This is a genomic window from Moorena sp. SIO3H5 (genome assembly GCF_010692395.1).
Lineage (GTDB): Bacteria > Cyanobacteriota > Cyanobacteriia > Cyanobacteriales > Coleofasciculaceae > Moorena.
Window position 1 is genome coordinate 24,490 of record NZ_JAAHHS010000003.1, and the last position, 20,243, is coordinate 44,732.

Below are 20,243 nucleotides of genomic sequence, written 5' to 3' on the forward strand. Positions count from 1 at the left end.
GATTGTTTGACCTCCGCATGTTTTTATCCCCTCTCTTCCTCTGCAACCTAGATTCAGGCCGGATAAATCCGTAAACGTCGGTTGGGTTCATCGCCAAAGCTAGAAGACTTGAGGCGATAGTGTTCAACTAACTCGTGTTGCATCTTCCGCACTTTAGGCGATCTGGGCAACAATTCTACGGGTTGGCCTTTGGGAATCACAATTTGCTCAACTGCTAAACGGGCTTCTTCTAGAGCCTCGATTTCATCTTCGCTAACGCTTTGGGCAAATAACTCCAAATCAGCAGCATCGGGAATTGTGGGGTCATCCATGTGCAACAGACGCCTTAATGCCCGAGTAATCTGGGGGATGGAGCTAGCTTTGATGGCGTGAATCGGGATCTGACGAGATTTAGCAATGGACTTGAGCTTGGAGTGGCTTTTGACATGCGATCGCAATCCTAAAACCACATCAGCAGTATCCATGTTTTTTGTCAAGACCACAGGCAAATTTAGGATTTGGATCACTTGCTCGATTTGATGACGACTAATGCCGTAAGGATAGACCTGTAGTGGCAAATCCTCACCATTGGGTCCTAACATCTCCATCCCTTTACCCAAGCGGTCTTGCTGTGACCAAGATTCAGCCAGCAGCTGTTCAAACATGCTATTTTCTCGAACTGGCTCTGGTTCTTGAAGGGATAGGGGCTTCATCTGTCCAGATGAACGCCAACCTTTTGGTTGGCTAGGAGTCGTTAGGGTAAGGTGACCCTTGGTCCGACCATTTGGCGGAATTGCAACTGGAGCGCTAGGTAATTCTCTGGTAATGGTGACCTTACCATTTTCATCTTCTGTCCTGACTGGAGGATTTGGTTGACGTCCCCTGAGCAAATTATCAACCGTGTCCGCAACACTTTCGTGTACTACCCAACGCTTACGCTCTAGCATTTCTACAGCGATTTCAAAGGTTGGGGGGGCTTTGCGCTCCAAAACGGTTTTCTGAGAGCCTCGCCGTCTGGCTTCGTCATCGCCTAGGGTGACAGCCTGGATACCGCCTACTAAATCCGAAAGAGTGGGATTTTTAATTAAGTTTTCAATCCGATTGCCGTGAGCAGTCCCCACCAGCATCACCCCCCGTTCCGCAATGGTACGAGCGGCCTGAGCTTCTAGTTCTGTACCAATTTCATCGATAACGATCACCTCTGGCATATGGTTTTCCACCGCCTCAATCATCACCTGATGCTGATGTTCTGGGCTAGCCACCTGCATCCGTCGGGCTCGACCAATAGCTGGGTGGGGAATATCCCCATCTCCAGCAATTTCATTAGAGGTGTCGATAATCACTACCCGTTTGTCTAATTCGTCTGCCAGAACTCGGGCAATTTCCCGTAAAGCAGTGGTTTTGCCTACACCAGGACGCCCCAGCATCAAAATTGACGAACCCGTTTCCACCAAGTCACGAATCATGCCGATGGTACCAAAAACCGCTCGACCAACACGACAGGTTAAGCCAATAATTTCTCCTGGACGGTTCCGAATCGCACTAATGCGGTGCAAGGTGCCCTCAATTCCTGCTCGGTTATCACCGCTAAAGGATCCTACTCGCTCAACACAGTGATTGATTTGTTCGATAGTAACTGGTGTATCAGAAAGGTATTCTGCCCGGTCACGAAAACGCACTTCTGGAAAGCGACCGAGATCCATAATCACTTCGATCAAACTGTCCTTTTCAGGATGTTTCTCCAATGATGAGCGAATTTCGGCGGGCAATATGTCTAGTAATTTTGGTAGGTCATCTGTAATTTTTTCACAGTTTGAAATCCCCTGAGTTTTGTCCACTGTTTCTTGGTGTTCCTTGGGAGGTATAGTTGCAAAATCTAGTTGAAGATTGTCACTTACCTCTGAGGATGGACCACTAACGGTCATCGCCTCAACCAAGTTATTTTCATAAACCACTGGTGATTCTTGATTGAATGACAGTTGTTGCTCTGAAAGCTTGTTTAGTGGAAAATTCACCATTTGTTTTGACCAAATAAAGCGATTTCTGCTGTTAACTTTTGCCCTGTTTAACTTTCGGTTGTTAGTCAGGTTTTGGATTTAGGTCATGTCTAATTTTCCTCCCTAATAATTTAAGGTTTTGATCCCAATTTAATCCAACAGTATTCATCGATTAAAGTCAAGAACATTAAATACTCTCGGGAATTTTTTTGACTGATTTGAGTTGAGCCACCAGGGCATGGGCAGTTGCCACAGCCTGCCAGAGCAGATCTGGTAAATCTTCAAGGTTTCTATAAGAGGGATTAGCAACGAATCCCTGGTGGTGATCAACGTCTTTGTCATAGTCTTGTTCTAACTTTTCTAGAATCGGTGAGAGTAGAACTCGGGCGTAGCTACCGTAAGCCACACCGGCAACGTAGGGTAGGTTATTTGGTTGTTCCCCTAGGGTGACCTTTTGGCAATGGTTGTTGTAAGAACGTTCAACCGGCAACCTATCAACTTGGGCTAGCTTAAAAAGGCTAGCTGCTCTTAGTTTGCTGACGGTGTGGTTATTGGTCCCACCAGCTAACTGTACGTATCCTGGTAATCCAGCAGCGATGACTTTTTGAGCGAGTTTGACAGCAGCATGAGTTGTACCCATGCCTATATCCCCACTCATAGGACGTCCATCAGTTTGCCAGATTAGACGACAGGGTAAAGGCTGGATGAGTTGGTAGATTTCTTTTAGGTAGTCAATCAAATCTTTACCATCTGGGCAGCTAATGGCTAGGAGTTTGAGTTGAGCGCACCAGGGTGCGATCGCATTCCATAGTCTTTTAAAATCGGTATGCANCCTGCTCCCTGCTCCCTGCTCCCTGTTCCCTAAAATCCCGAAATTGTAGACCTCATAGCTATGATAATTGCTATATTTATCCCTCGATACTCAAGGCTTAGTTTGCAGTGTTTCGCAATGTTTCTGAAGGTAACTCCCCAAACATAGCTTTGTAATCTTGAGTAAAATGACAAGGACTGTAGAACCCAAATTGACTAGCAAGGATGGCTATGGTACAACGTTCTGGTTCGCTTGCCTTCAAGCGTTCTCGCACTGCATTAAGTCGTCGTACCTTGAGATAGCGCATGGGACTCAAGCCAAATAAGTCCTGAAAACCATAAGATAAGGCAGAACTGCTAGACCCTAAATTTTGAGCTAGCTGTTTTAAGGTCAGAGGTTTTTCCAAGTGTGCTAACATTTCTTTTTCAGCTTGGGCAATCAACTTTGCTCTTCGGGAAGGTTTGATCAAACAATTGGAATTTAACTTAGTCGGAATATTACTAATCAACAAAGGAAGGAAATCATCAGCAACGAGTTGCTCAATATGAGGGTTTTGTAACCAATTGGGTTTGTGTAATGCTAACCAAACAAGTTGTTTCAGGTAATCTTTAATTTCGTTCATCCCCGTTGGTAGCAAATTCACATGATTTTTACTCCGGAAATTATCGTCTAGATCGTGGCGTTGTAGTTGGTCTGCATAAGCATCAAAGGTTTTAACAGGGATTATAATGTGTGTCAACCTTGCACCTTGAGGAAATATGTCGTCTGCTTCCCTGTTATTGAAACCAAAAATAGTCCTTTGAGGCTCCACAGGGTGACGGAAGGAGTAATATTCCTTTTCATTGTCAGACCAAAGTATCGCAAAAGATATGTATTCCTTTGTACCATCACCCGAAAATTTAATCCCTTGGTTCGCCTGATTATATACAAAAAATAAGTTACCAACCTGAATCGACAAAAACTCAGCTTGAAGAGGACCGGGACTGAGTTGTATTATTTCCTTATTTTGATACTCAAAAAACTCTTTGAAAGTATCCACATCTGTAAAGGATTTGGAGAAAATATTCTGATTGCCTGTCCCACGATCATCCTCAGCTTGGGTAGTTTTACTTTTGTTGGCATCAATTAACAAACTCATTTGAGCACCACTCGAACAAAAAAATAATCCAACCAACTATAAGCAAAACTAATATATTTAAAAAATTAGTTATTTAAAACTTATAGCTTAGAAAGTTGGAATTTTTGATTATTCACAGAGATAGTTTACTACTAAAGTTGACTTGGGGTAAGACCCGTGACGAATTTAATTACGGCTCAAGGGCACCGTGAGGTCTTTGACTTACCCCATAGCACAACAGAGTGGGCATGACCCACCCTGCATCGATTAGGGCTTTGGATGAATGCTTTTTCCTGGTGTGGAATAGTTCTCGACCTTGGTCAGCACCCCACTCTGAAGAGTTACGGCTCAGTAGAAACCTCCGCGCCTAGCCTGCGGCAACGCTGCGGGAACAGGCGCAAGAGGATGTCAACAAAGAGTTAATCAATGAAAAACTCAAGTGTTAACAGCACTAACTGTATGAAGAAAACTGTACTAAAACTTAAAAGATTACTCAATCTCCTAATTGTGGCAATTTTTTGCCTAGGAGTATTGGTACCACCAGCCTTGGCTCAGGCAATTCTGCCCCAACCTGACCCAGAATTTAAAGGTGACATTGGTGTCACTTACGAAACTTCCGGGGAGCCAGATAAGTCAATTATGGAATCCCCTGAAGCCCCAGATGATGCCCCTAACATTATCCTTGTCCTCTTGGATGATGTGGGATTTAGTTCCTCAGAAACCTTTGGTGGCTCGATTGAAACACCAACTTTGGAGAGGCTAGCAGACGAAGGGATAACGTATAATCGATTCCACACAACTGCCCTCTGCTCGCCAACTCGTGCGGCTCTACTAACAGGACGCAATCACCACTCAGTAGGCAGTGGAGTGGTTCAGGAACTGGCAACAGGTTATCCTGGTTATAAAGGCTTGATTCCCAAAAGCACAGCTACAATTGCCGAAGTTCTGCACGAAAATGGCTACAGCACAGCTTGGTTCGGCAAAAATCACAATGTTCCTGATAACCAAACCAGTATGGTTGGTCCCTTTGACCGCTGGCCTAATGGTTTGGGATTTGACTACTTCTACGGATTTATTGGTGGAGAAACAGACCAGTGGTATCCAGCACTGTATGAAAATCAGAACCCAATCAATGCACCAGCCAAAACCAGTGATGGAGAAGACTACAACCTAACCCATGACCTTGCGGATAAAGCAATTGGTTGGATGAACAATCAGCATTCAATTGCACCAGATCGTCCTTTCTTCCTTTACTTTGCTCCCGGTGCTACCCACTCACCTCACCAACCACCAGATTCCTATCGCGATAAATACAAAGGTGTGTTTGATGACGGTTGGGACGAAGAGCGTGTGAAAATTTACAATCGTCAGATGGGCATTAACGGTGAAACTGCGAAAACTCCCGATATAATTCCTGCTGATACTGTACTTACCCCTCGCCCAGAAGGAATACCTGCTTGGGATGACTTCGACGAAAGCGCTCGTGAGGCATTAGCCAAGGAGATGGAAATCTATGCGGCTTTTCTAGATTACACTGATGTAGAGGTCGGTCGTGTCCTTGATGCTATTCCTGAAAAGGAAGTAGAAAACACCATGATAGTCTATATCGTGGGTGACAACGGTGGCTCAGCAGGCGGTGGTGTGAATGGAACTTGCAACACCATGAAAAATCTTAACGGACTGGGCTATAACATAGAAGAAATCAAGGAGTGTGCAGAGGATTGGGGTGCGCGTGACACCGGAACCTCGCCAGGATACTCCGTTGCCTGGGCTTGGGCTACGGATGCGCCTTTCCAATGGACAAAGGAGATAGCTTCCCATTTTGGCGGTACTCGCAATCCCATGATTATTAAATGGCCTAAGGAGATTCCGCTTACTCCAGACAAAAGGGAGATCCGAGACCAGTTTCACCATGTTATTGATATCGCACCGACAATTCTGGAAGTAACTGGGATTCAGGAACCAGAGATCGTTAACAGCATCCAGCAGCAGCCGATAGAAGGGGTGAGTTTAGCCTATACCTTTGGTTTTGATAAGAAACTTCGTAATGGAGAAGGTGCTGAAGGTACTCATAAAACTCAGTATTTTGAGATGTTTGGGAATCGAGGCATCTACAAGGATGAAGGAGAACACGAATGGATGGCATCAACTGTGCATTCTAAACCAGTTGGCGATGAACCTCTTAAACCTTTCGATGAAGATGAGTGGGAACTGTACGATTTAAAGACTGATTTCTCCCAAGGCAACGACTTATCTAAAATCAGTGACTTATCTGCATCACCCTATCTTCCTAAGAAATTAGAGGAACTCAAAGACTTATTCCTAGTTGAGGGAGGTAAGTATAATGTTTTTCCTCTGGACGATCGCTTTGTTGAACGAGGTGATGTTAGTTTACGTCCCAGTTTTACTGCAGGACGCTATCATTTCGACTTCTATGAAGGTGCCGTTCGACTGCCAGAAGGGACAGCACCCGATGTGAAAAGCAAAGATCATAAAGTGACGGCTCAGGTAACGATTCCTGAGAGACGCGCTAAAGGTGTAATCTTGGCGCTCGGTGGAGAGACGGGGGGCTATAGCTTCTACATTAAGAAGAAAAAACTCCACTATACCTACAACTACTTTGGCACCCCCTATGATGTTGTTTCTGAGGCAGATGTTCCCAGTGGTGATGTTGAGCTAGGATTCGTGTTTGAATACTTAGGAGATTATGGAGATGGTGCGGGTAGTCCAGCTACAGTTAACCTCTTCATCGACGGTAATCAAGTTACTAATTTCACTGAAAACATCGAACATACTGTACCTGCACGATTCTCTCTGGAAACTCAAGATGTAGGGATGGATTTACTCACACCAGTAACTCATAACTATAAGTCACCTTTTAAGTTCAAAGGCACAATTAAGAAGGTGACAATAGACATTGAACCTCCTCCGGAAGAATCTACTTGACCATGGCAATGCCCACATTAACCACTAACTCTCCGTTGAAGTGGCTAATTGCATTGTAAGCTTAGACGCATTCATGTTTGCTGCTGATTTCTTTACCTATAAGGCTGTCAAGAACAAAAAAGTGCAATGTGTGTGCGTCTAAGCTTATTCCATTCACCTACAGTTCAGCTACAAAATTATTAAATGCCATGAATCCGGAAACTTTGGTATATACAGAAAATTACTACTCCAAACCGAGAGAAGAGGGTCAGAATATTTATGATCTTTGGGAAGAAGGAAAAGCTTACCAGGATTCGATCACTCCTAGTATCTAAATTCCCCAATACCGCAAGTTTATTACCAGCAGAATTAAATCTTTGGTTGACTATGACTACAGTAAACCGATTTTAAGTGTGGGTAGTGGGAATGCTTTTGTGGAAAGGGATTTACACCAGCAGGGTAAGCGCAAGAAAAAATGGCTCATAATGTGCATTGGTTAGATATCGCTTGATCGTGGTTTGAAACCCCTATAATCTCCTAGAACTGTACTCGCAATAGAGTTAATTTGTTGAGAATGACCTAGCTTTTTTCGAGGGTAAGCCACAGCTTATTGATTCTTGCCCTTACCCTGCCACCAACTATAAGTTTTAGTTATAGCTGGTGGAAAATTATTTAATTATATTTTATAGCTGAGAAAGTTGGAATTTTTGATTATCCACAGAGATAGCTTACCCCTAAGCTAGAGAATGTCGGCAAAGTCAATTTCCGAATAGCAAAAAAATAGACCTCTTGCAAAAGTCGATTTTGGCTACGTAAGACCAATAATTTCGGTTCCATTTTTGGATCCATTTTTGCATTTATGCAAGAGGTCTATTGTGTTAACCCCTTTTATGAGGTTTTATCTATGTTTTTCAACGGTCTTTTGCACCGGATAAAAAGAGGAGTGATTTTGGCGATCGCTACTTCCCTCTTCTTCAGCAAACTATCGCGTTTACTGTCAACAAAAAGACAGCAGGCAATTATCGCCCTAACGATGGTTTGTTTGTTTCTCTCAATGCCATCCTTAGCACTAGCTGAGGAAATTTGCACCGATGCAGAAATTCAGTACACCGATCAACCCTGGGACGGAGAAATTCGCTACAAAGCAGAAAATTCTACCCCAGACTATTTTGAAGCCCCAGAACCTCTTGCTGGAGCCCCCAATATCTTGACTATTGTTATTGATGATGCGGGTTTTGCTGGATTAAGTTCCTATGGGGGTCGTATTCAAACCCCTCACTTAGATCATCTTGCCAATAATGGTTTGCGCTATAACAACTTTCATGTCACTCCAGTATGTTCCCCCACTCGTGCGGCTTTATTGACAGGACGTAATCCTCATACAGTAGGTATGGCAGGGATTCCAGAAATTTCCAATGGCTATCCGAATAAGAGTGGTTCCATTCCTTCGAGTGCAGCCATGCTACCAGCATTGTTGAAACCCCAAGGATATACCACATTTGCCCTCGGTAAATGGCATTTGACCCCAACTTGGGCGGTGAATCCGGCGACGGGACACTTTGACCAATGGCCTACAGGTAAAGGATTTGACCATTTCTACGGCTTTCTTGGTGGTGAAACCAATCAGTATTACCCGGAACTTTATCGAGACACCACTCGCGTACAAGCACCTAAGTCTCCCGAAGAAGGCTATCACCTGAGTGAAGATTTAGTAGATAACGCGATTGGTTATATCAAAGACCTAGAGTCCAGCGATCCAGAACGCCCCTATTTCATGTATCTTGCCTTTGGTGCAGTGCATTCTCCCCATCATACTCCTGAATTTTATCGGGATATGTATAAGTATCACTTCGATGAAGGGTACGATGTAGAACGGCGTAAAATTCTCAAAAAACAGAAAGAATTGGGCATTGTTCCAGAAGATACTCAACTCACAAAAAGACATCCAGAAAATCCAAGGTGGCTTTCCTTGGATGACGATGAAAAGCAGTTGTTTACCACTTTCATGGAAAACTATGCGGGTTTTATGACCCATGTTGATGCTCAAATAGGTCGTTTAGTTGACTATCTTGACTCTATCGATCAACTTGATAACACATTAATTATGGTTCTTTCCGACAACGGTGCCAGTTCAGAAGGAAGTGAATATGGTACTCTCAACGAAATGACTTATTTCAATGGAGTTCCCACCGACGTTGATTACAATATAGAACATCAAGATGACATTGGCACCGTCCGTAGTGAACCTCACGTTCCTTGGGGTTGGTCCTTAGCTTACAATACACCTTTCCAGTGGGCAAAACGCTTTCCCCATGAAGGCGGTATTCGGGTTCCCTTTATTGTACATTGGCCTGCTGAGATTCTCGATCCAGGTGCGATTCGTTCCCAATGGCAATACGTTACCGATATTGTACCAACACTCTTAGAGATTCTAGGTATTGAGTTGCCTAAAACTGTTAATGAATATGTACAGCAACCTTTGGCTGGGGAAAGTTTTTATGACTCTTTCGAAAATGCTGATGCCGATAGTACCCATACGGTTCAGTATTGGGAAAACAAAGCAAACCGAGCAGTTTATCAAGATGGTTGGAAAGCTGTAACTGCACATACTACCCTACTTGGCAGTGTACCTGATGGACATAAAGGGAAGTTTGGCAAAGATACTTGGGAGCTTTATAACTTGGCAGAAGACTTCTCAGAATCCCATGATTTGGCAACCAAAAACCCCAAGAAGTTGCAACAGATGAAAGCTCTATTTGTGAAACAAGCCAAAAAATACAACGTTTATCCCTTAGACGATCGGGAAACCGCCGAACTTATTGATCTTCAGAATAAGGAATTAGGTGGAGAAAAAACTGACTTTACTTTCTATCAGGGGATGTCACCTCTCCATCAAGCCCTTGCCCCGAATACTTTTGGTAGTTCCTATACCATTGATGTTTATCTAGATCGGGAGCATCCTGATTCTGAGGGGGTACTGGTTGCTCACGGAGGCTCCGGAGGAGGCTACACTCTATACATCAATGAAAATAATAAGTTGGCGTATGAGTACAACTACTTAGGTTTTGAACGATTCAAGATTAACCCCGATCTTTTGGTTCCTACCGGAAAATCCAAAGTAACCTACAAGTTTACTCAAACTGGCATCGATCCAAACCGAAAATATTATATCGGGAATGGACAACTGTTCCTTAATGATGAACCTATTAGCGATGAAGTAGAAATTCATACTGTTCCCGCTTCCTTTGGTCTTGAGTTTTTTGATATCGGTCAAGATACTCAATCTCCTGTCTCAGAAGCTTACAAGCCAACCTTTACCTTTAATGACTCCATTGAAAAGGTAACTGTTCATATTGAGTCAGACGAACAGCCAGGAAAGTCGAGAAAAATGGTCCGAAATTATTTCGACTAGAACCCGAATTAAGCAGTACCAAACTGTTAGTAGGGTGGGCAATGCCCACCCTTATTCATCTCATCGCCCGAACTAAAACGAAACGGTTCAACCGCTCTGCGATCGCCCCGACCCCCTCTGAGATTACTGTTCTTGAATATCCATGTTTTTCTCCTTGCTTCAGAAGAATTTAACTCGTCATCTTGTTGGGATTTTGCTGGCAGTCTCCCTCTTCTTCCTCTTCCCAACCGTTTTAACTTCGTCACCTTTGGCTTTTGCCGATTCTCCCTGTCCTGAAGGTATGGTGTCGATCCCTGGGGGAACCTTTACGATCGGCTCCGACACCTACTATGCTTCAGAGCGTTCTGCTGTTGATGTGACCGTGGATAGTTTTTGCATCGATCGCCACGAAGTTACCAACGCCGAATATCAAGCATTTGTCCAAGCTACAGGCTACCTCACCGTTGCCGAACGTCCCCTGGCCAAAGACCAATTCCCTGGCTTAACCGAAGCGCAACGACAGCCCGGTTCCCTGGTGTTTCAGCCCCCTGGACCGGGTATCCAACAAGTAGCTTCTTTAAGCTGGTGGGATTGGGTTGTTGGTGCTAATTGGCAACATCCCTACGGACCCGACAGCACCATTAAAGGTTTTGACAACTACCCTGTTGTTCACATAGCCTATGAAGATGCGGTTGCCTATGCCAATTGGATCGGTAAAACCCTCCCCACCGAAGCCCAATGGGAATATGCAGCACGGGGTGGTCTTGACACTGACACCTCGATCCCTGGTGAACAATATGCCCCTCACAAAGCCAACACCTGGCAAGGCTTCTTCCCCTTCTTCAACACCAAAGCCGATGGCTATCTCGGTCCTGCGCCGGTCGAATCCTTCTCTGCCAATGGTTACGGTCTGTACGATATGCTGGGCAACCTTTGGGAATTAACCGCAGATTGGTATCGTGTGGGTCATAGGGGGAAAGATCGCAGCCTCAATCCATCGGGACCGGATCAAGGGAGTAGTTTCGATCCGCAAAAGCCTGATCAAGGGGCACTCCATGTGATTAAAGGCGGATCTTTCCTCTGCGCCCGAAATTATTGCAGTCGTTATCGTCCTGAAGCACGAGAGTCCCAAGCTCCTGATACAGGAACCAATCATGTGGGTTTTCGTTTAGTGGCGATGCCTTGGCACGATCAAGGTTAGGGCTGAAATCATTATCGTTCTGTCTATCCCAAAGTTACGGCTGACTGCTTACCTTAATTAATTTTGAAACAGCAGTGGCTGGTGCGTTACGGCGCTCCTGGCGTAAACTCTAAACTGTTGCTAGTTGATTACGCCGCACCTAATGCACCCTACGGGATCATTTATTAAAAACTGGTCACTGAATTCAGCCTACCACTTATCAGCCTGTTGTAAAACATAAGCAGCTACATCTTCAATTTGATCGGGTTTTAAAATTTTACCAAAGGCAGACATCATTCCTTTGCCGTATGTTACTTGTGTGATGATAGCTTGAGTAGGAGACGCTTTATAGCCCTCCAGATATTTCTCCAGGGCCTCCTTCTTCAGCGTTTTCGCGGGATTGAGTAGATTTTTGCCACCCGCATGACAAGCACTGCAGTTAGCGTTAAATACCGCTGCCCCTTTAGCTGGATTACCAGCAGCTAAAGCGGAATCAGGGAAGCTGAAAGTTATTAAAGCGAAAACTAGCAGAATCGCAATTAGTATTTTTTTCAAAGTGTTTCTCCTCTCAATATGGCGTTGAGCCAGATATTATCGTAAGCTGAGAGGGGTGACTCGGTCAAACCCCAGGGTGTGAAAGTTATAACAATAATTAACAATTAATAAGATGGGCAATCTCCACTCAGGGGAAACCAAAGAATCAATAAGGCAGCCTTAATATCAATATTATTGATATACCTATGCAATAGTCCTGATCATCAAGGCTTAATAGGGTCATAATATTTGCCCAATTTGAAGGTGATAACCTCTAAAATTTATTAATAATAAATAGCATTAAAGGTAGGCTAATTTAGGCAAGTGTGATTGACCGTAGGTCAATCACACTTGAGGTGCAAGTATTCACCGGTCAGTGGTCAGCCGTCAGTGGTCAGCTTATTTTATTCAAAAGCTGTTGGGGTAGCTTGGCCAATGGCTGATAACTGAATGCTGAACGCGCACGCGTGCGCGTAGCGCTTAAGCTGATAGCTGATAGCTGATCCCATCAGCCTCTGAGCCTTGTGATGGAGAAATTTACAATAAAACAAAGAAAGTCTTAGCATCTAAGTATCAACCAACATCCATGAGTCAAACCGAACAAATCCTATCCCAGTTACCTGGTGATGTTCTCGGACGCCTGCGCAGTGCTGACAAAGTCTGGAAAGCCTTACGAGATGGCACAACTCCGATTCCAGAAGTGATTACAGAAACCGAAGAGGGATTAGGCACCCTAGACTTGGATGTAGTAATCTGTGGCGGTACCTTAGGAATTCTGATTGGTGCTGCTCTACAACAGCGAGGCTGGCGAGTTGCGGTAGTTGAACGGGGGGTTTTGCGCGGTAGAGACCAAGAGTGGAATATCTCTCGCCAAGAACTGGAGGTATTCCTGGAACTTGAGTTACTCTCAACGGCGGAATTAGAGAATGCGATCGCATCCGAGTATAACCCAGCTCGGATCAGTTTTTTCCAGGGTCCTGATTTCTTGGTAAACGATGTACTCAACATTGGTGTTGACCCAGTCTTTCTGCTCGATACCCTCAAAGCCAAATTTTTAGCTGCTGGCGGTAAGCTCTTTGAAAAGACATCCTTTACACAAGCAACTATTCATCCCGATGGCGTCTCAATCGGGTTAAAAGTAAACCAGTTGGAGGTTACCCAAGTTAAAGCTCGTTTACTGATAGATGCCATGGGACATTTTTCCCCAATTGTTAAGCAAGTCAGGCAAGGTCAGAAACCAGAAGGGGTTTGTTTAGTAGTTGGTAGCTGTGCTGAAGGCTATCCTAAAAATGACATGGGGGATTTGATAGTATCCTTCACTCCTATCCAAAATCAATGTCAATATTTCTGGGAAGCATTTCCAGCCCGGGATGGTAGAACAACCTATTTATTTACCTACTTAGATGCTAATCCCGAACGTCCTAGTTTAGAATTTTTATGTGATGAATACTTCCGTCTCTTACCAGAATACCAGGGAGTAGACTTATCCCAACTTGATTTTAAACGAGTACTATTTGGCTTTTTTCCTTCCTATCAAAAAAGCCCCCTAAGAATGCCTTGGAATCGGATTTTACCCATAGGGGATAGCAGTGGTGGCCAATCACCAGTTAGTTTTGGTGGATTTGGTTCCATGGTCAGACATTTAAAGCGTCTAAGTAACGGAATTCATGAAGCCTTGGACTATGATTTGCTAGACCGCAATGCCTTAGCCCAACTACAACCCTATCAGCCGAATATTGGCGTAACCTGGATGTTTCAACGAACAATGAGTGTTGGCATCAAGCAACAATTAGCAGCAAATCAAATTAATCAATTACTCACTGGCGTATTCCAAGCCATGGCAAACCTAGGAGATGATGTGCTTAAGCCCTTCCTCCAAGATGTAGTGAAGTTTTCAGGATTATCTAAAACCCTATTTGTGACATCATTAACTAAACCAGGATTAGTGGTGCCAGTGATTCCTCAAGTAGGATTAACGATGCTATTGGATTGGATGGTTCATTATAGTAATTTAGCCCTTTACAGTAGTTTGTATCCAGCAGGTAAATTACTCAGTGGCATGTTGAATACCTTGCCACCCAAACCAAGATACTATTACCACCGTTGGCTGGAAGCATGGCGCTATGGGTCTGGGGGGGATTATTAATTTTAGGTTTTAGGTTTTAGGTTTTAGGTTTTAGGTTTTAGGGAGGTAAGCTATCAGCTATCAGCTTTCAGCTATCAGCCATTCCCGTAGCGTGGCCTTTGGCCAAGGTCTGTGGCGACGCTACGCAAACAATTTATGCCCATAGCGCACGCTACACCAAACAGCTTTTGAACAAAATAAGCACCTCAAGCAGCGTGAGCTTTAGGCTGACGGCTGTTCGCGTAGCGTGGCCAAAGGCCTTCGGCTGACGGCTGAATGCTTACAAGTCAAACCCCTTGAATAAGATGCACCCAGCCAGGATTGATGATCGTGATATTTTTGCCATGATAGAAGTAACTCCTATTTAGGTGGGAGGAAAACCGCGCTGATGTTGATTAAGCCTCTTACCAGCGCGGTTATTAGTATCGGTCGTAACTTTCTATAGTATAAATAACTCCTGGGAAAAATGCAAGGAGTAATTGAAAAGTTTTACATTTATTTACAAATAGTAATTTAGGATTTTATAGACTAAAATATGTGTAAAGTTTTGGCTTTATTTTGGTTATTTTAATCCTAAGTTAATTGTAATAATTTTTGTTGACTATTCCCTGCTCCCTTTTTACATCAATATTATGTTTACATTTAAACTAAAAATGCTATAGGATAGTATCAATCATCATTTACAAACTAGTTATGTTAACCCTTGATGAAATCGAAACGGCTATTCGACAATTACCGAAGAGCGAGATTCGAGAGCTGGCAGCCCGCTTACAACATTATTTAGATGATTTAGACAATCGGTGGGACCAGCAGCTAGAATCTGACCTAAAATCGGGAAAGCTAGATAGCCTGATGAAGCGAGCAGAAGCAGATATTGCTACCAATCAAGTTAAGGAGCTTAATGAAATCCTTTACGACACCTGATTTTTGGAAAACTTACGCCTTACTTCCGACCTCAGTTAAGGAGCAAGCGCGAAAAGCTTACCGAATTTGGCAGCAAAATCAATTTCATCCATCATTGCACTTCAAGAAAGTGGGTAACAATCTTTGGTCAGTACGTATCACTCTTAACTACCGGGCTTTAGCAATCAAGAAAGGTAACGATTACTACTGGATTTGGATTGGCACACACGATGAGTATCAAAATCTTATCAATAGCTAATCTTTTGCCAATTTAAATTGGAGATTACTCAGTTATTAAAAAAACTCAAACCCTATCCCCCGATTCCCGACTCCCGATTCCCGATTCCCGATTCCCGATTCCCGACTCCCTGCTCCCTTTGCTAAAGTTATATACTAAAACTGTGAGTAATCTCCTTCAACTATGGAACCATTAGCTGCTGCCGTTGTCGCTATTTCTACTGTGCTCGCCACTAAAGCCTTAGAAAAAACTGGAGAAAATGTCGGGCAAGTTGTATGGGACCAGACTAACCAGTTTGTGGAATCCCTCAGAAACCAGTCTCCAGATACAGTAATGGCTATCGAGCAAGCTCCAGAGCAACCTCTTGATTATGCTGAGATGGTATTGGAGGTAGAAGCAGCAGCGAAGCAAAATCCCAAAGTTGCCCAAAGTATCGAGGGTTTGGTGACTACGGTTGATGCTGAAGCTTTGCCTAACTTAGAGGAAATTCTTGAAAAGATTACCAAAGCCTTGGAATCCCACCAGGCTACTAGTGAGACTTACAACATTGAGAACATAATTGAAAACGTGGAGAACTTTGCCAAAGGAGATATTAATCAAGGTAATACTAATATTGGAAGAGATAGTATTGGAAGAGATAGTATTGGTCGAGATAATATTGGAGGAGATAGTATTGGTGGAGACAAAATAACTAATAATTATAATTGACTACAGTCGCCTGGGAGGCAGGTTAACCAAACTCGAACAAATCAAGCACCCCCACTACCTGCGTATTATGTCGAACGCCCGGAAGTAAGCGAACAACTAAAACAAAAGCTTTTATCGGAAGAAACCGCTAGAGCTGGCACCTTAGTGGTTAGTGCCATCTATGGTTTAGGAGGAATTGGTAAATCTACCTTAGCTGCAGCCTTAGCCCATGACAAAGATGTTCAATCCCATTTTCCCGATGGGATTTTTTGGGCAACCTTAGGTCAGCAGCCTGATATCTTATCCTTTCTAAGTACGTGGATACAGGCATTAGGAGATTATGACTTCAAACCGATTAATATTGATAGCGCTTCGTTACAATTAAGAACATTATTATCCGATAAACAAGCCTTGCTAGTCGTGGATGATGTTTGGCATCCTGACCATGTTGAACCCTTTCGAGTAGCAGGGGGTGGCTGTCGGGTTTTAGTGACCACAAGAGAAGCCCCAGTTAACGGTGCGATTCGCTATGATTTAGATGTGATGACTCCAAAGCAATCCTTAGAGTTATTAACCGCTTGTTTCAACAATGAGTTAACTAATCAAGAACTCGACTATGCTAAAACCTTAGCTAAAACTGTGGGCTACTTACCCCTAGGATTAGAATTAGCAGCTGCTCAAGTTAGGGATGGATTCTCTTGGGAAGAGTTACTTAGTGAATTACAAGCTGAAATTGCTGATTTAGAAGCCTTGGATCGATTGGAAGCAGAGGAAGAACCAAGTGACGCGAAGCGCAAAAACTACAGTCTAGTCGCTTCCTTTAATCTCAGTTTAAAGCGATTATCTGCCGAGAGATTGAAACAATTTGCTTGGTTAGGGGTACTGCCGGAGGATGTCACTATTACTGAAACCATGGCGAAAACGTTATGGGACTGTAATTCAGTTCAAGCCAAAAAGACCTTAAGAGTCTTACGAAAAAAAGCGTTATTATTACCAGGGGTCTCTAGTACCCAAGACACTAACTATCGCCTCCATGACTTGTTACATGATTTAGCCCGTAATTTGCTGCAACCAGAGTTAGGATTATCCATTATAGAAGCTCATCAGCAATTATTAGAACGTTATCAAACTAAGACCGATAAGGGATTATGGCATAGCTTACCCGATGATGGTTATATCTATAGCCACTTAACCTGGCACCTAGAGAAAGCCAAAAGAATTAATGAAATTCATCAACTCCTGAAAGAAGAAACTCCAGCAGGAGATAACGGTTGGTATTGGAAGTGTGAGAGACAGGGAAACACTGCTAATTTTATCAAGGATGTATCCAGAGCTTGGGCAATAGCAGCAGCTAAGTTTAAGGAAAATCCTACAGAATCGATTAGTTTACAGTGTCGGTATGCTCTGATTACGACATCCCTCAATAGCTTGGCTAGCAATATTCCTCCAGAGTTAATGGCAGCATTACTTAAGAACAAAATTTGGACGCCAGCCCAGGCACTAGCTTATGTCCGACAGAATAAAGAATATAGCAGTCAAGTACAGGGTTTGGAGGCAATTAGTGAGTATCTTCCCGCTTCTTTATTACCGGAAGCCTTAGATTGCGCCAGAGAGATTTCCCATAAAAGATACCGAGCCAGAGCCTTAGTGGCCTTAGCCCCCCACTTACCCAATCTGTTACCGGAAGCCTTAGATTGCGCCAGAGGGATTTCCGATGAATACTCCCGAGCCGATGCCTTAGGAGCCTTAGCCCCCCACTTACCGAATGTGTTACCAGAAGCCTTAGATTGCGCCACAGGGATTTCCAATGAAATATACCGAGCCAATGCCTTAGGAGCCTTAGCCCCCCACTTATCCGATGTGTTGTTAGCCAAAGCCTTAGATTGCGCCACAGGGATTTCCAATGAAATATACCGAGCCAGAGCCTTAGGAGCCTTAGCCCCCCACTTACCTGATGTGTTACCCCAAGCCTTAGATTGCGCCAGAGGGATTTCCGATGAATACCACCGAGCCGATGCCTTAGTGGCCTTAGCCCCCCACTTAAGCGAAGTGTTATTACCCCAAGCCTTAGATTGCGCCAGAGGGATTTCCGATGAAAGATACCGAGCCGATGCCTTACTGGCCTTAGCTCACCACTTACCAGAACTGTTACCCCAAGCCTTAGATTGCGCCACAGAGATTTCCTATGAAAGATACCGAGCCGATGCCTTAGTTGACTTAGCCCGCCATTTACCGGAAGAGTTGTTACCCCAAGCCTTAGATTGCGCCACAGAGATTTCCGATGAATACCACCGAGCCAGAGCCTTAGTGGCCTTAGCCCCCCACTTACCAGAACTGTTACCCCAAGCCTTAGATTGCGCCACAGGGATTAAGTCTGAATACTTCCGAGCCAGAGCCTTAGTGGCCTTAGCCCCCTACTTATCCGATGTGTTGTTAGCCCAAGCCTTAGATTGCGCCACAGAGATTTCCGATGAAAAATACCGAGCCGATGCCTTAACAGCCTTAGCCCCCCACTTACCCGATGTGTTACCCCAAGCCTTAGATTGCGCCAGAGGGATTAAGTCTGAATACTTCCGAGCATTAGCCTTAACAGCCTTAGCCCCCCACTTACCGGATGTGTTGTTACCCCAAGCCTTAGATTGCGCCACAGAGATTTCCTATGAAAGATACCGAGCCGATGCCTTAACAGCCTTAGCCCCCCACTTACCGAATGTGTTACCAGAAGCCTTAGATTGCGCCAGAGGCATTGACCATGAATACCACCGAGCCGATGCCTTAACAGCCTTAGCCCCCCACTTCCCGGATGTGTTACCAGAAGCCTTAGATTGCGCCAGAGGCATTGACCATGAATACCACCGAGCCGATGCCTTAACAGCCTTAGCCCCCCACTTACCGAATGTGTTACCGGAAGCCTTAGATTGCGTCAGAGGCATTGACCATGAATCAGACCGAGCCAATGCCTTACTGGCCTTAGCCCCCCACTTAACCGATGTGTTGTTACCCCAAGCCTTAGATTGCCTCAGAGGGATTGACCATGAATCAGACCGAGCCAATGCCTTAGGAGCCTTAGCCCGCCATTTACCGGAAGAGTTGTTACCCCAAGCCTTAGATTGCGCCAGAGAGATTTCCTATGAAAGATACCGAGCCAGAGCCTTATTCGTCTTAGCCCTCCACTTACCGGATGTGTTACCGGAAGCCTTAGATTGCGCCACAGGGATTTCTGATGAATCAGACCGAGCATTAGCCTTACTGGCCTTAGCCCCCCACTTAACCGATGTGTTGTTAACCCAAGCCTTAGATTGCGCCAGAGGAATTTCCGATGAAAGATACCAAGCCAGAGCCTTAGTGGCCTTAGTCCCCCACTTACCCGATGTGTTACCAGAAGCCTTAGATTCCGCCAGAGGGATTTCCGATCAAGACTCCCGAGCCAGAGCCTTAGTGGCCTTAGTCCCCCACTTACCCGAAGTGTTACCGGAAGCCTTAGATTGCGCCAGAGGCATTTCCAATCAATTATTCCGAACCTATGCTTTAAAGGACTTAATTAAGACCTTAACTCCTTCGTCAGTTGATTTTCCTCTTTGGCAACAAATTCTTGATGGTTTAGCTAGTCTAACCCGTCGCAATTTTTTTGAAGCTCTTCCTCAATTAGCTCCTTTAATCATCAAGTTTGGGGGTATTGAAGCCCTAAGAGAAACGGTAGCAGCGGTTGAAGATGTTAGTCGATGGTGGAAGTAAATAAGAGGGAGCAGGGAGTAGGGAGCAGGGAGTAGGGAAGAGGCAAAAGGCAAAAGGCAAGAGGCAAGAGTTAATCAAGGATAGAGGAATTATGATTAGCTTTACTGGGTGTGAAGTTAACCAGTGTTAGGATTCAGTTGAAATTTATTATAAAATTAAAGTATAGAACTACGCATTAAGGTGTTTGACATTGATAAAAGCTTAAAAGCTAATGCACGTCAATTTTTGCCTCTTGCCTCTTGCCTCTTGCCTCTTGCCTCTTGCCTTGCGCCTAGCGTGGCAAAGTCAGTTTTTGTACTCTTTAATTATACCGTTATTTTTGAAGAATTTAATAAAGGTAACTCTTTCCCTCTAGCTTGGTAATCTTCTACCAAAAGCTCCAACACGTCTTTAGCATTTTTTAGAGCTTCTTCGTAGCTGCTGCCATGGGTATGAGCATAGGGACCAAATTCTGGCAAACTGGCAATGTAGGTTTGGTCTTGCTCTGACCATTGAATTAAGATACTATAGTGGTTTGTCATTTGTATTTATTTCTGTAAATTATCTAAGTCTATGACCTTATCAAGAAAAAGAAGTGATAGAAGTACTCAAAGAACTGGCAGAGTTAGAACAGGAGGATGA

The 20,243-nt window shown here is 44.1% G+C and carries 15 protein-coding genes and 1 pseudogene; 11 read left to right on the forward strand and 5 right to left on the reverse strand.

The features are described 5' to 3' along the window. Positions 1-53: 53 nt before the first annotated feature. From F6K52_RS00875 to F6K52_RS00885, 3 genes are all read right to left on the reverse strand, one after another. On the reverse strand, positions 54-1,997 hold the full coding sequence (locus F6K52_RS00875; protein ID WP_293072671.1) for a R3H domain-containing nucleic acid-binding protein: 1,944 nt from the start codon (positions 1,995-1,997) through the stop codon (positions 54-56). Between the two features lie 166 nt (positions 1,998-2,163). Next, positions 2,164-2,844 carry an LdpA C-terminal domain-containing domain gene (locus F6K52_RS00880; RefSeq protein ID WP_364415501.1) on the reverse strand — a complete coding sequence of 227 codons (681 nt, stop codon included), beginning with the start codon at positions 2,842-2,844 and terminating at the stop codon, positions 2,164-2,166. A gap of 61 nt (positions 2,845-2,905) precedes the next feature. Further along, complete coding sequence (locus F6K52_RS00885; protein ID WP_293072673.1) at positions 2,906-3,925, reverse strand: AraC family transcriptional regulator; 1,020 nt, start codon at positions 3,923-3,925, stop codon at positions 2,906-2,908. A gap of 227 nt (positions 3,926-4,152) precedes the next feature. Between F6K52_RS00885 and F6K52_RS00890 the strand changes: the two genes are divergently transcribed. From F6K52_RS00890 to F6K52_RS00910, 5 genes are all read left to right on the forward strand, one after another. Next, entirely contained in the window at positions 4,153-4,275 is a 123-nt protein-coding gene (locus F6K52_RS00890; protein WP_293072675.1) for a hypothetical protein, read from the forward strand. Positions 4,276-4,330: 55 nt separating this feature from the next. Then, a complete protein-coding gene (locus F6K52_RS00895; protein ID WP_293072677.1) occupies positions 4,331-6,850 on the forward strand; it encodes an arylsulfatase in 2,520 nt (839 codons plus the stop codon). A 188-nt stretch (positions 6,851-7,038) separates the two neighbouring features. Continuing rightward, complete coding sequence (locus tag F6K52_RS00900) at positions 7,039-7,164, forward strand: hypothetical protein (protein WP_293072679.1); 126 nt, start codon at positions 7,039-7,041, stop codon at positions 7,162-7,164. Between the two features lie 569 nt (positions 7,165-7,733). Continuing rightward, positions 7,734-10,241, forward strand: a complete 2,508-nt coding sequence (locus F6K52_RS00905; protein ID WP_293072681.1) for an arylsulfatase — start codon at positions 7,734-7,736, stop codon at positions 10,239-10,241. Positions 10,242-10,383: 142 nt separating this feature from the next. Continuing rightward, positions 10,384-11,421, forward strand: a complete 1,038-nt coding sequence (locus tag F6K52_RS00910) for a formylglycine-generating enzyme family protein (protein ID WP_293072683.1) — start codon at positions 10,384-10,386, stop codon at positions 11,419-11,421. 189 nt (positions 11,422-11,610) lie between these two features. Here the strand turns inward: F6K52_RS00910 and F6K52_RS00915 are convergent, their stop codons facing one another. Then, complete coding sequence (locus F6K52_RS00915) at positions 11,611-11,955, reverse strand: c-type cytochrome (protein ID WP_293072685.1); 345 nt, start codon at positions 11,953-11,955, stop codon at positions 11,611-11,613. A gap of 565 nt (positions 11,956-12,520) precedes the next feature. Between F6K52_RS00915 and F6K52_RS00920 the strand changes: the two genes are divergently transcribed. The 6 genes and pseudogenes from F6K52_RS00920 (at position 12,521) to F6K52_RS00945 (ending at position 19,622) form a co-directional block, all read left to right on the forward strand. After that, positions 12,521-14,080: an FAD-binding oxidoreductase gene (locus tag F6K52_RS00920; protein WP_293072687.1), complete on the forward strand. Its 1,560-nt coding sequence runs from the start codon at positions 12,521-12,523 to the stop codon at positions 14,078-14,080. A gap of 672 nt (positions 14,081-14,752) precedes the next feature. Then, positions 14,753-14,983: a hypothetical protein gene (locus F6K52_RS00925; protein WP_293072689.1), complete on the forward strand. Its 231-nt coding sequence runs from the start codon at positions 14,753-14,755 to the stop codon at positions 14,981-14,983. Beyond that, a complete protein-coding gene (locus F6K52_RS00930; protein WP_293072691.1) occupies positions 14,961-15,221 on the forward strand; it encodes a hypothetical protein in 261 nt (86 codons plus the stop codon). The genes F6K52_RS00925 and F6K52_RS00930 overlap by 23 nt, the downstream gene beginning before the upstream one ends. Before the next feature lie 162 nt (positions 15,222-15,383). After that, a complete protein-coding gene (locus F6K52_RS00935; protein ID WP_293072693.1) occupies positions 15,384-15,908 on the forward strand; it encodes a hypothetical protein in 525 nt (174 codons plus the stop codon). Positions 15,909-16,010: 102 nt separating this feature from the next. Then, positions 16,011-16,610: pseudogene (locus F6K52_RS00940) on the forward strand (NB-ARC domain-containing protein); the annotation flags it as partial. Positions 16,611-16,799: 189 nt separating this feature from the next. Beyond that, positions 16,800-19,622 carry a hypothetical protein gene (locus F6K52_RS00945; protein WP_293072805.1) on the forward strand — a complete coding sequence of 941 codons (2,823 nt, stop codon included), beginning with the start codon at positions 16,800-16,802 and terminating at the stop codon, positions 19,620-19,622. A 305-nt stretch (positions 19,623-19,927) separates the two neighbouring features. On the opposite strand, the gene F6K52_RS00950 is transcribed toward F6K52_RS00945, so the two are convergent. Beyond that, positions 19,928-20,143: a type II toxin-antitoxin system HicB family antitoxin gene (locus F6K52_RS00950; RefSeq protein WP_293072694.1), complete on the reverse strand. Its 216-nt coding sequence runs from the start codon at positions 20,141-20,143 to the stop codon at positions 19,928-19,930. Between the last annotated feature and the right edge of the window lie 100 nt (positions 20,144-20,243).

What these genes read in the sequence shown, in the direction of transcription:
- F6K52_RS00875 (WP_293072671.1), bottom strand. Translation starts at nt 1,997, where the DNA reads ATGGTGAATTTTCCACTAAACAAGCTTTCAGAGCAACAACTGTCATTC.
- F6K52_RS00885 (WP_293072673.1), bottom strand. Translation starts at nt 3,925, where the DNA reads ATGAGTTTGTTAATTGATGCCAACAAAAGTAAAACTACCCAAGCTGAG.
- F6K52_RS00890 (WP_293072675.1), top strand. Translation starts at nt 4,153, where the DNA reads ATGACCCACCCTGCATCGATTAGGGCTTTGGATGAATGCTTTTTCCTG.
- F6K52_RS00895 (WP_293072677.1), top strand. Translation starts at nt 4,331, where the DNA reads ATGAAAAACTCAAGTGTTAACAGCACTAACTGTATGAAGAAAACTGTA.
- F6K52_RS00900 (WP_293072679.1), top strand. Translation starts at nt 7,039, where the DNA reads ATGAATCCGGAAACTTTGGTATATACAGAAAATTACTACTCCAAACCG.
- F6K52_RS00905 (WP_293072681.1), top strand. Translation starts at nt 7,734, where the DNA reads ATGTTTTTCAACGGTCTTTTGCACCGGATAAAAAGAGGAGTGATTTTG.
- F6K52_RS00910 (WP_293072683.1), top strand. Translation starts at nt 10,384, where the DNA reads ATGTTTTTCTCCTTGCTTCAGAAGAATTTAACTCGTCATCTTGTTGGG.
- F6K52_RS00920 (WP_293072687.1), top strand. Translation starts at nt 12,521, where the DNA reads ATGAGTCAAACCGAACAAATCCTATCCCAGTTACCTGGTGATGTTCTC.
- F6K52_RS00925 (WP_293072689.1), top strand. Translation starts at nt 14,753, where the DNA reads ATGTTAACCCTTGATGAAATCGAAACGGCTATTCGACAATTACCGAAG.
- F6K52_RS00930 (WP_293072691.1), top strand. Translation starts at nt 14,961, where the DNA reads ATGAAATCCTTTACGACACCTGATTTTTGGAAAACTTACGCCTTACTT.
- F6K52_RS00935 (WP_293072693.1), top strand. Translation starts at nt 15,384, where the DNA reads ATGGAACCATTAGCTGCTGCCGTTGTCGCTATTTCTACTGTGCTCGCC.
- F6K52_RS00945 (WP_293072805.1), top strand. Translation starts at nt 16,800, where the DNA reads ATGGCGAAAACGTTATGGGACTGTAATTCAGTTCAAGCCAAAAAGACC.
- F6K52_RS00950 (WP_293072694.1), bottom strand. Translation starts at nt 20,143, where the DNA reads ATGACAAACCACTATAGTATCTTAATTCAATGGTCAGAGCAAGACCAA.